This is a genomic window from Chloroflexus sp. (assembly GCF_034432675.1).
GTDB lineage: Bacteria > Chloroflexota > Chloroflexia > Chloroflexales > Chloroflexaceae > Chloroflexus.
Genome location: NZ_DAOUBI010000053.1, coordinates 1 through 10,626, shown reverse-complemented (window position 1 = coordinate 10,626; position 10,626 = coordinate 1). Strand labels below are relative to the sequence as shown.

Here is a 10,626-nt window from a genome sequence, read left to right as displayed (position 1 = left end):
GCTCTGGATTGGTATTGTACCACAGCGGTCATCTAGAATGCTGACCGGTGATTGGCGAAGGGTTGCGCACCGGGGCACCGGTATGGAGGAAGCGTGAGCAGAGCACGATGCACTCATGGCTCGACCCGGTGTTCTGATATATACACCGGGTCAGGAGCGCAAAGGTGACGTGGCTATGTAGAAAAGATGATGAAGAAGACCGGCCGCGTGGGTGAGGCGTGCCGGTTTTATTAGGATGCCCGGAGAGCGAACATCAGCTGGGTTTACATCTGGGCAGATGGTGGACACGTTCCGGTAGAGTTGCAGGCGAGAGCATCGCGTTGTCTGGTCAGCTCAGTCGGACAGCCAAGTGTCTATGGCAACAATGTGTCAGTGTGGATTGGATTTAAACCGCTACCGCCCACCACTATCGTTCCTTGTCAATCTGTCGATTACGCCTAGCACTCCTTCCCCACCGGAGAGCAGAACCGCAGAGGCTTTCATGAGCAGCAGAGTAGTAATCTACCGCTCATTGCTTACCCGCCAATGCGTAACGAATACCTTCTTGCAGGGTAGCCTTTGTCTTCATCGCGCCTAACTCAGCGCCGATATGCACCAGAGTCTGAGCAATTTCAGGACTAATCCCGGTTAAAACTACTTCAGCGCCTAGCATCCTGGCTGCCTGCGCCGCCCGAATCAACGCGCCGGCAACTTGTGTATCAACAACTTTCACACCGGTAATATCAATAATGGCGACTCGCGCTTTGTATTCGGCCACACCGTACAACAAACTTTCCATAATTTGCTGGGCACGTGCTGAGTCAATAGCCCCAATCAGCGGCATCGCAACCACACCGTTAGCAATTGGCATGAGCGGTGTACTCAATTCGCGCAACGTGGCTTGTTGTGCCTGAATAATCTGCTCTTGCATGGCCAATTGCTTACGTTCAGCCTGGCGTTGCGCAGTAATGTTGCGTGAAAGCACTATGACATTATCTTGAAGCAAGACCAGGCGGGCTTCGTAATCTTCAATCTGGTTGTCAATCTCAATCTGGTACTCAAACGTTTGCATTTCTCCACTACGCCGAATAGTGTCAATTCGTTGCAAGATTTGTGTCGCGAGTGCAGGTGGCAGTACCTCAGTCACGTGGCGGTTGAGGAACATTTCAGGGGGGACCAGCAGGCGACCAGTAGGATCTGACTTGTAATCGAGGAAGACCCCATCGATGCTGAGCAAGAACATGAGATCAGGTATGGCAGCCAGTAGTACCCGATTTCGTTGCTCGCTTTGTCGCAGCTCTTCTTCGGCTTCTATCTGAGCCGTCACATCGCGGTTAATCGAGGCAAAGCCGGTCAGTTGACCTTCACGGTTGTACAAGCCAAGCGCGGAAGCCTGTACCGTTATGAGTGTTCCATCACTACGAACATAGCGAATCGTTGTGTGAACACTCTGACCCTGCTGCAATGTTTCGGTGATTCCTGCCAGTTGTTGGTGATCATCGGGATAGGTAATATCAACGACAGTTTTTCCGATCAGTGATTCGTAACCAAGCAAAGTGCAAAAAGTCCGGTTGGCATATGTCATACGTAATTGAGTATTGGTGATGGCAATACCATCAGGAGCGAGTTCGACCAGGAGTTTAAAGGTTTGTAGTTCTTCCTCCTGCTGTTGCTGCTTTGTGCGCATATGATAAAGCTGGTCGATATCGTGAGCAATGGCAGTGAGTGATGAGAACTGACCGCTGTCGTTGAAGTAAAGTGCAATTGTCCATTGCAAATGGAGGGTAGAACCATCGCGGAGGAGAAGTCGGGTTTCAAATGTATCAGAGGGTTGTTGCTGTGCGATCAATGCACGGAAGTGCTCTCTTACCCGATCTTGATCCTCAGGGTGAATAAATGTCCAGGCAATTTGCTGAAGACATTCTTTAGGAGATACCCTGAGGTACCCGCTGACATTCCGGATTGATGTATGTGATTCGCCCGCCGGCATCTATTTCTACCATCAGAAGATTGGTCGTTTCGATAATGCGTCGTAAACGATTACGTTCTGCTATACACTCAGCAAGCAGCCTGTCTGTTGAGTTGTCGTTGAGATTCATAGCATGTTTTCCTGACAACCTTTCATCATAAAGCTCATATCTAATATACCATCTCTACCGTGTTTAAACCAGATAAGACAGGGTGTAGAGATGTTATCTTTTGTGACATCGCTGGTTATGGTGGTGGATAGTATTCTTCCGATGTTGCAGTGTGATCGCGTGTTATCCTTCGTATAAGGAACTATGGCACTCTCGCAAGCCATACCGGGTCAATCCCTGTCATTGGGAACCAGTTGCTCCACGGCCCGCTTGTTTGACGCTCCTCCTTTTTGTTGGTATGATCGCTCTAAAGGGGAAAAAAACAATGGTTTCCTTTCCCCTCCCTGCAACAGGAGTTTGCTATGCCCGGTGACGATAAAACTGAGTCGCGCAAGATAGATCATATTCGCATTGTGTTACATGAGGATGTGGCTGCCAAGGGTATCGTTACCGGGTTTGCTGCGTATCGTCTCCCGCACCGTGCCCTGCCTGAGCTTGATCTTAACGAGGTTGATACCCGCACCACGTTTCTGGGTAAGCCCATTGCCGCACCGTTGTTGATCAGTTCGATGACCGGTGGTACGGCCAGTGCTGAAAAGATTAATCTGGCGCTGGCCGAAGCTGCTGAGTACCTCGGTTTGCCAATGGGAGTTGGCTCGCAGCGTGCCGCAGTGATGGATCCCCGGCTTGCCTCTACCTACCAGGTACGGCGAGTCGCGCCGCATATTCCCTTGCTGGCAAATGTTGGCGCTGTGCAGCTCAATTATGGCTTTACTGTTGATCATTGCCGTCGGGCAGTGGAGATGATTGAGGCTGATGCGCTGATTTTGCATCTCAATCCACTTCAGGAAGCTGTCCAGCCTGAGGGAGATGTCAATTTTAAAGGACTGTTGGCTAGGATCGAAGAGGTTTGTCGGCGATTGGAAGTACCGGTTATCGTGAAAGAGGTTGGTAATGGCATCGGTGCCGCTGATGCGATTCGGCTCTACGAAGTAGGGGTGCGCATTATCGATGTGGCCGGTGCGGGTGGTACCAGTTGGAGTGAAGTTGAACGCTTTCGTCAACCAAACGACATCGGGCGTCGTGTGGCGAGTGCTTTTGCCGATTGGGGGCTACCGACAACCGAGTGTATACGCGAGGTGCGAGCCGCTTTACCCAATGTGACGCTTATTGCTTCAGGTGGTGTTCGGAGTGGAGTAGACGTTGCGAAGGCAATTGCACTGGGTGCTGATCTGGCCGGCACTGCCCGTCCGGCACTCTTCGATGCTATCAATGAGCGGGGTGCTGAGGCGGTGATTGAAGGGTTGGGGGCATTTATCCGCGAACTGCGGGTTGCTATGTTTTGTAGCGGTTGTGCCAATCTTCAGGTGCTGCGTAACCTGCGCTTGGGTGAGTGCTCGTAGCCTGCGGCAATGGCCGATATATGTATGTTTACCATCTGTTCCTGCGCGATTTTCGTAACTACCGACGCCTTGATCTCGCATTAGCACCGGCAACCACACTCTTTTACGGGCCAAATGCTGCTGGCAAAACGAGTCTACTCGAGGCAATCTTCTACCTTGCTACAACGCGCTCGCCGCGCCTGAGTAGTGATCGGGAGTTAGTGCGCTGGGAAGCGGTAGGAGAAGCAGGTGCCCCGCCGTTTGCCCGCATTGCTGCCGATGTAGAGCGGTGGATTGGGCCGGTGCGCCTGGAAGTGTTGGTGCAACGGCGGGCAGACGATGATGGACAGCCACTGAACGGTGCCCAAAAGCTGGTGCGCATTGATAAACGTCCGGCGCGGGCAATCGATCTGATAGGCCAGTTGCGGGTGGTGCTCTTTACCCCTACCGATCTTACGTTGGTTGATGGGCCGCCGGTAGAACGGCGACGTTACCTTGATATCACGCTCTCGCAGCTTGATCCGCATTACGTGCGCACATTAGCGCATTATCAGAAAATTCTCTTGCAACGAAACAGTCTGTTGCGTGCCTGGCGCGAACAGCGACGAGTACCGCGTCATGTTGATGCCGAGCTGGCCTATTGGGATCAAGAACTGGCGACGGCTGGCGGGTATCTGCTAGCCGAACGGTTACGCGCAATTGTTGAACTAAATGAGCTGGCCGGTCCGCTCTATCAGGAGATGAGCGGTGGCACAGATCGATTGCAGATTGAGTATGCAGCCAGCTGTGACCTGGGAACTGCAAGCGATTCTAGGGGGTTGGCCGAGCGCTTGCTGCTGGCGTTTGCGGCTCAACGCAGTGATGAACTGGCCCGTGGTCAGACCCTCTGCGGCCCTCATCGCGACGATCTGATCTTTACTGTGGCCGGGATCAATCTCGGTCGCTACGGTTCCCGTGGTCAGCAACGTTCGATTGCGCTGGCGTTGAAGATTGGCGAGGCCGGTTTGATGCGGCGGCGCAGCGGTGAAGCACCAGTGCTGTTGCTCGATGATGTCTTAAGTGAGCTTGATGCTCAGCGCCGCGCCCATCTCCTTGCCTTGATCCATCATCCTGATCAGCAGACGCTACTTACCGCTACCGATCTTAGCAATTTCAGTACTGATTTCCTGGCTACTGCTCGTCGCTATCGGGTTGAAGATGGCCAGGTGTTTGCCGGCTGAAATCGGCGGTAAATAAATGTGAGTTGACGCAATCTGTCGGCCAGTTCTATGCTGAGCGCTTCAGCCGAAAAGCGCCATGCCCAGTTACCACCTAGCCGACCGGGTATGTTCATACGTGCCTCTGATCCCAGCCGCAAAACGTCTTGCAATGGTGTGATGGCATAGTTGGCGACAGACATCATGCCCAAGCGCATCAAATCCCAGGCAATATCAATCGTCTCTTCATCACGACCAAGGTAGGTCAATACGGCCGCACGGGTAGCCGGATCGAGGGTGGCAAACCAGCCAATAGTCGTATCATTGTCATGAGTGCCGGTATAGACGACATAATTCGGTGTGTAGTTGTGGGGCAGGTAAGGATTGGCCGGATTATCCCCGAAGGCGAATTGGAGTACCTTCATTCCAGGTAGTTCAAATGCCTGACGAAGGGCTTCAACCTCAGGGGTAATTAAACCAAGGTCTTCGGCGATGATAGGAAGTGTTCCCAGCTCGGCCTGCAAGACGTTGAAGAGGTCGGCACCCGGCCCTACTACCCAACGGCCATCCACCGCAGTCGGTGCACTCGCCGGTACTTCCCAATAGGCTTCAAACCCGCGGAAATGATCAAGGCGCAAGATGTCGTAGAGCGTAAAGGCCTGACGCATGCGGGCGACCCACCAGCGGTAACTGGTGGCGGCCATACGTTCCCAGCGATACAAAGGATTGCCCCAGCGCTGACCGGTGGCGCTGAAGTAGTCTGGTGGTACACCGGCAACTACGGTCGGTCTGCCGTGTTCATCAACAAAAAAGAGATCGCGATTAGCCCACACATCGGCACTGTCATCGGCAACGAAAATGGGAGCATCGCCGATGATCAGTACACCCTGTTGATTGGCATAGGCTTTGAGCGATTGCCACTGGTGGAAGAAGAGAAATTGCAGATACTGATGGTAGGCAATCGTCGTCGCCAGTTCATGTTGGGCTTGGGCAAGGGCGACCGGTTTACGATCCCGCAGATCGGGTCGCCAGTCGTGCCAGCTTACGCCCCCTTGTGATTCCTTGATTGCCATAAATTGGGCATAATCGGTCAGCCACTCCGCGTTGGATTCACAGAACCGCTGGTAGTCCGGGCGCAAGTGTGCGCCGTGACCGCTCTGGAATCGTTCAAAACTACGATACAGCAGGGATTGTTTGGCCGGAATGAGTGCTCCGTAATCAACCCGGTCGGCGGGTAATCTGGCCAGGGCGGCCCGTGCTTCCTCAATCGTAAGTAATCCCTGTTTGATGATGTCATCCAGGCTGATCAACAATGGATTGCCGGCAAAAGCCGAAAAACACTGGTAAGGCGAGTCACCGTAGCCGGTAGGGCCAAGAGGAAGCACCTGCCAGAGTGATTGCCCCGCCGCAACCAGAAAATCAACGAAACGGTACGCCATCGGGCCAAGATCACCGATTCCCCACGGGCCGGGTAGGGATGAGGGGTGAAGGAGAATGCCGCTTGCCCGTTGTAGTCCAAATCCTCGCACCTGAACCGGAGAGCCGTTAGTTGTTGTCATATTCATCCTACATCCGCCATCAAGCAGTTGGGCCGTTATCGAAACTGAGCGGTATTGTAGCATATTGTTGTGGATGCAATCAATTTGGCGGGTAGGAGGGGGGAAGAGAGAGGAAATAGGAGATAGGAGATAGGGGGGAGGCGTGAGGTGAGAGGTGAGAGAAGAGCTGTAGGGGCGGGGTGGGTGTGAGCCAAATCTTGCTGAACGATGTGCATTGTTCAGGTGTGGTATTGGCGAGGCGGTTAGTTGTCGTCGGTGTGGTGCAGGGGCGACGCATGCGTCGCCCCTAGGCGGCCAGCAGTGCATCGTTCAGGTGCAGTATTAGTGCCATTGTCGGCTGGTGTGTCATGACTTCTAGCACTTATTTCATAAGAAGCTGTGTGGTTGTGCTACCTGATCATCGCACAGTCTCATGAACGCTTGCCAATCACCAACGACAGTATATCGTGCTTCCAGTACGCCGGTATGGAAGCTATGCATTACCCATACCTGGTGTCAACCACGTGCGTATCAGCGGGTATGATCGCCAGGGGTGCTGTTGTGAGCGACTGGTCCGGTGGCAGTGCGCCGCTCCAGCCGTGCCAGCACGTGCTGGATGGATTGCCGTACCTGCTCGTCATGCGCGTGTCGCGCAGTTTGGCGTGCGGTAGCCATGCTGCCGCACCAGCCGTGCTCACGAGCAGGCGTGTGGCATACCGTTACCCATCCTGGTCACGGAGAAGCTGGATGTGATCGTTTCGATCATCGAGTCGGTCGGGCATGCATGCGATACCTGTGCGTAGAGGTGTTGTTGCACCAGGTTCGTGTCTGTACACCAATGGCTACAGCCAGCCCCTGCCGGCGGTGGAGATGATGCCTGCACGTGGGCTAGAAGCCCGCGCCACGGGAAGCCGCCACGGGGAGGACTTTCAGCCCGGCATAACGCAGCGCGACATGTGGGTAATGCATAGGGTATGGAAGCGAGGGTGGCTGACGACCATCTCCGGCGCATGATTGCGCTGAATTGGTTGCCTTGCCCGCTCATCAGTGCGGTAGTCACGCTACCACACCAGCCGTGCTCACGATCAGGAACGTGTCACGTAGTCTACCGTGCTGGTCACGGGAATGCTATGTGTGCTCGTCACGATCATGGTTTCTGTCAGTAATGAATGAACTAACTTCTACACTGCCAGATTGGATGTGAGAGGTTTGGCGTTTTTGGGTGTGGCAACAATTTGGCAAGGCCGTCATTGCATATGTGTGGTTTCCGTATGGGCGGGTTCTGAACCCGCCCATACGGACGGTGTATTTGTCTGTTCACATTGTCATGCGAGGGATGAAGCGAAGGAGGGGTCCGAAGGGGTATGTCCTGGATTGCGTACCATACATTGGACTGTATCAGATTTGATGTGAGTGTATGTTCGTTATCGAGGTGTGCTACGGGTGCGGTGGTGTTGATGCGACATGGTAATGAACCGTACCAGCAGGGGGCTCTGCCGTGTATCCCTGCTGGCTCCCGGCAGGTCATTGTTGCAACATGCGTCACCTGTCACTACCGACCACCGGGCAACGGTGCGATCAGATCAGGGCAGGTCGTATTGGGCATGCCGGTTGTAACTACCCGGAAGAAACCTATCGTCTGATGCCTGGTTTGAACGCCATTGAAAGCAATGGCCCAAATGCCGGGTAGCGCATTGGCGGGTACTTCCAGGCAGTACCGTTCCGTAACGCTGTTCGTGTCGGGTGTAACCTCTGTGCCTGCCGCAAAGCTGGTGCCATCAGTACGGAACACGGTAATGGTTACCGACCGATCATTCGTGTAGCCATTGCCACGTGCGGAGAGGATGCCTCCGGCGGTAACGGTTGTTGCGTTCACCTGGACGCCCTTGTTACGTGGTAGAGGTGGAACACCGGGTCGATTATCCACAACATCACGATTACATGGAGTGATGATCATTTCTTCAGCAACTCGTACTGTAATCGGGTGCGCTCGAACCACTGAGTGAGGTATTGACTGCCATTTGCCGCTGTTTCACGTCTCTGGCTGCTAATCGGAAGTCCGAAGAGGGCGATCCGTTCGCTGTCAGTGTAGCTACGCTTGTCGTCCAGGTTCAGGCCATTGCTCTCCCAGAAATTCTTAAATTCACCACAGACGTTAAATCCGGTCTCCTTGAAGAAACGACAACCTGCCCGTTGAGTTTCTGGCGGAGATGGGGCAGAGAGGGTTCCTGTTTGAGTTGACGGAGGCGCTCCAATCTAGTCTTCTGAAGAGAAATCTGTGCTGGGTCCGTGTTGCCGAGCGGTTGCTGCATGATGCCATTCGCAAACGGTTGCGCTAAAACGGCCTCACCATTCACCGACTCGATCCAGGCCGGCCCAAGCGGATAACCAAAGATTCGCAAAGCGTTATCCTTTTTGCCGGTGTTTGCATGAACATCGTTACTCCGCCAGAAATCGGCAAAGCGTGAGTCGACACATTTCTCATGATCGGTGAAGCAGATTGGGTCAGAATCTGATGCTGCACCTGGAGATGCCGGAGATATGATGGTGCTTACGAAGAAGACCGCCAGAACAAGCGTAACTCTGTACATAAGCGGTCCTTTCAGATAGAGTGGTTCACATAGAATCCATCCGAATAGATATATCGAGTCTATTTGAATAGGGGGAAGTATTACCCTCGACTGACCTGGTAACATTTTTTCGATGGAATCACAGCATATCACACTGTCAATTGACAGTCTAGCCTCTCTCGGCTATACTCGGCTCCGTAATCGGGCGCTCCGCGATAGCGCCCTGATCGGCGAAGAGGCCGGCAGGGAACCCTCCCCGTCAGAGGCGTAAATCTGCGCAAAACCGTCTCGGCGCAGCGATGGCAATGATTTGCTCATCGATTGCGCCGCTTCGTTGTTCGTGTTCGGATTTGCAGATGCTCACAAGGAGTCGACCGATGAGAGTCCGCGTTGTTCACTGGCCGTTGTTGGTGCTTGTCCTGTTCAGTCTGCTGGTAGCTGCCTGTGGAACGCAACCGGCTGCTCAACCAACGGCTGCTCCCGCTGAACCAACATCAGCCGCCAGCGAGGAGTTCACTTTTGGGATGGTGCTGGTCGGGCCGATTAATGATGGTGGCTGGAATCAGGCCCATTACGAGGCTGCCCAGTATGTGGTTGAGAAGCTGCCGGGCGTGAAGTTTATCTACATCGATAAGGTCAATCCGGCAGATCGACCGAATGTCAAGGTTGAGCAGGCTATCGAAGAGTTGATCGGTCAGGGGGCACGCCTGATCATCACCAACTCTGCGGAATTCGCTGATGGCACTAATGTCGCTGCTGCCGCCCATCCTGAGGTGGCGTTTATTCATGCGTCCGGTGATAAGGTGCTGACCGGTGAAGCGCCGGCCAATGTGCGAAACCTGATGGGTCGTATGGAATATGGGAAGATGATTGCCGGCTGTGCGGCGGCACTGACGACTGAAGCCGGGCGGCTGGCTTACCTTGGCCCGCTGATCGATCCAGAGACACGCCGGTTGGTGAATTCAACCTATCTCGGTGCACGTTATTGCTGGGAAAACTACCGCGGTCGTTCAGCAGATGATCTGGGCTTTAAGGTGACGTGGATCGGCTTCTGGTTCAACATTCCCGGTGTAACGCTCGATCCAACCAAGGTTGCCAACGATTTTATTAACGAGGGCTACGACGTTATTCTGTCAGGGATTGATACCACTGAGGCAATTGTCGAAGCCAACAAGGCAACGCAGGCTGGGAAGCGGGTCTTTGCGGTGCCCTACGATTTCAAAGGTGCCTGCGCCCAGGGTGAGGCGGTCTGTCTGGGTGTACCGTACTTCAATTGGGGTCCCGACTACAAGCGTCTGGTTGAGCTGGCCCGCGCCGGTCAGTGGGAGCCGGCCTGGGAGTGGGTTGGGCCGAACTGGAGCAACTTGAACGATCCTGACTCGAGCATGATTGGTTTTGTGAAGGGTCCGGCACTGAGTGCTGAGAATGCCGCGAAGCTTGATGAGTTCATTGCCAAGCTGGCAGATGGTAGCCTGAATCTCTTCACCGGCCCATTGTACTATCAGGATGGCAGTGTCTTTGTGCCAGCAGGTCAGGTCGCCGACGATAAGACGATCTGGTATACTTCGCAGTTACTGGCCGGTATCGAAGGTCAGAGTGCGCCGTAATAACCACGTGGTAGAGACGGGCATCTTGCCCGTCTCTGTTTGTTAGCGGGGTGAAGTGTCTCTGCAAGATTGAAGATTGCTTAATCTTGATTGACACGACGTCCCCACCCTACCCCGCCCCCGCTGGGGGCGGGAACGACGGGGGGGAAGGCTTCCGCTGATGGGTGCTGGGTCAGGGTGGCAGGCGACACGCCCCCACCCTACTCCGCCCCCGCTGGGGGCGGGAACGACGGGAGAGAAGGCTTCCGCTGATGGGTGCTGGGTCAGGGTGGCAGG

General features: G+C 54.2%; 9 protein-coding genes. 3 read left to right on the top strand and 6 right to left on the bottom strand.

What is annotated here, in order from left to right:
- Positions 1-508: 508 nt before the first annotated feature.
- Complete coding sequence (locus VAE55_RS04480; protein ID WP_322814610.1) at positions 509-1,969, bottom strand: PAS domain S-box protein; 1,461 nt, start codon at positions 1,967-1,969, stop codon at positions 509-511.
- Complete coding sequence (locus VAE55_RS19100; RefSeq protein ID WP_416181168.1) at positions 1,905-2,078, bottom strand: PAS domain-containing protein; 174 nt, start codon at positions 2,076-2,078, stop codon at positions 1,905-1,907. The genes VAE55_RS04480 and VAE55_RS19100 overlap by 65 nt, the downstream gene beginning before the upstream one ends.
- A 341-nt stretch (positions 2,079-2,419) precedes the next feature.
- Here VAE55_RS19100 and fni point away from each other — a divergent pair, with 341 nt between their 5' ends.
- Both fni and recF read left to right on the top strand, forming a co-directional pair.
- Positions 2,420-3,460, top strand: coding sequence for a type 2 isopentenyl-diphosphate Delta-isomerase (gene fni, locus VAE55_RS04475; protein ID WP_322814609.1), 1,041 nt, complete (start codon positions 2,420-2,422; stop codon positions 3,458-3,460).
- Between the two features lie 20 nt (positions 3,461-3,480).
- Positions 3,481-4,659 carry a DNA replication/repair protein RecF gene (recF, locus tag VAE55_RS04470; protein ID WP_322814608.1) on the top strand — a complete coding sequence of 393 codons (1,179 nt, stop codon included), beginning with the start codon at positions 3,481-3,483 and terminating at the stop codon, positions 4,657-4,659.
- On the opposite strand, the gene malQ is transcribed toward recF, so the two are convergent.
- The 4 genes from malQ to VAE55_RS04450 all read right to left on the bottom strand — a co-directional run bounded on the left by malQ (position 4,623) and on the right by VAE55_RS04450 (position 8,764).
- Positions 4,623-6,194 (bottom strand): 4-alpha-glucanotransferase, encoded by a 1,572-nt coding sequence (gene malQ, locus VAE55_RS04465; RefSeq protein ID WP_322814607.1) that lies wholly within the window; start codon positions 6,192-6,194, stop codon positions 4,623-4,625. The genes recF and malQ overlap by 37 nt on opposite strands.
- A 510-nt stretch (positions 6,195-6,704) precedes the next feature.
- Positions 6,705-6,848 (bottom strand): hypothetical protein, encoded by a 144-nt coding sequence (locus VAE55_RS04460; RefSeq protein ID WP_322814606.1) that lies wholly within the window; start codon positions 6,846-6,848, stop codon positions 6,705-6,707.
- Between the two features lie 877 nt (positions 6,849-7,725).
- Positions 7,726-8,049, bottom strand: a complete 324-nt coding sequence (locus VAE55_RS04455; protein ID WP_322814605.1) for a hypothetical protein — start codon at positions 8,047-8,049, stop codon at positions 7,726-7,728.
- A 235-nt stretch (positions 8,050-8,284) separates the two neighbouring features.
- On the bottom strand, positions 8,285-8,764 hold the full coding sequence (locus VAE55_RS04450; protein ID WP_322814604.1) for a hypothetical protein: 480 nt from the start codon (positions 8,762-8,764) through the stop codon (positions 8,285-8,287).
- 356 nt (positions 8,765-9,120) lie between these two features.
- On the opposite strand from VAE55_RS04450, the gene VAE55_RS04445 reads away from it, so the two are divergent.
- On the top strand, positions 9,121-10,350 hold the full coding sequence (locus VAE55_RS04445) for a BMP family lipoprotein (RefSeq protein WP_322814603.1): 1,230 nt from the start codon (positions 9,121-9,123) through the stop codon (positions 10,348-10,350).
- The last annotated feature ends 276 nt before the right edge of the window (positions 10,351-10,626 follow it).

Coding starts and splice junctions, on each gene's coding strand:
- VAE55_RS04480 (WP_322814610.1), bottom strand. CDS start 1,969: ATGCCGGCGGGCGAATCACATACATCAATCCGGAATGTCAGCGGGTAC.
- VAE55_RS19100 (WP_416181168.1), bottom strand. CDS start 2,078: ATGAATCTCAACGACAACTCAACAGACAGGCTGCTTGCTGAGTGTATA.
- fni (WP_322814609.1), top strand. CDS start 2,420: ATGCCCGGTGACGATAAAACTGAGTCGCGCAAGATAGATCATATTCGC.
- recF (WP_322814608.1), top strand. CDS start 3,481: ATGTATGTTTACCATCTGTTCCTGCGCGATTTTCGTAACTACCGACGC.
- malQ (WP_322814607.1), bottom strand. CDS start 6,194: ATGACAACAACTAACGGCTCTCCGGTTCAGGTGCGAGGATTTGGACTA.
- VAE55_RS04460 (WP_322814606.1), bottom strand. CDS start 6,848: ATGGCTACCGCACGCCAAACTGCGCGACACGCGCATGACGAGCAGGTA.
- VAE55_RS04450 (WP_322814604.1), bottom strand. CDS start 8,764: ATGTACAGAGTTACGCTTGTTCTGGCGGTCTTCTTCGTAAGCACCATC.
- VAE55_RS04445 (WP_322814603.1), top strand. CDS start 9,121: ATGAGAGTCCGCGTTGTTCACTGGCCGTTGTTGGTGCTTGTCCTGTTC.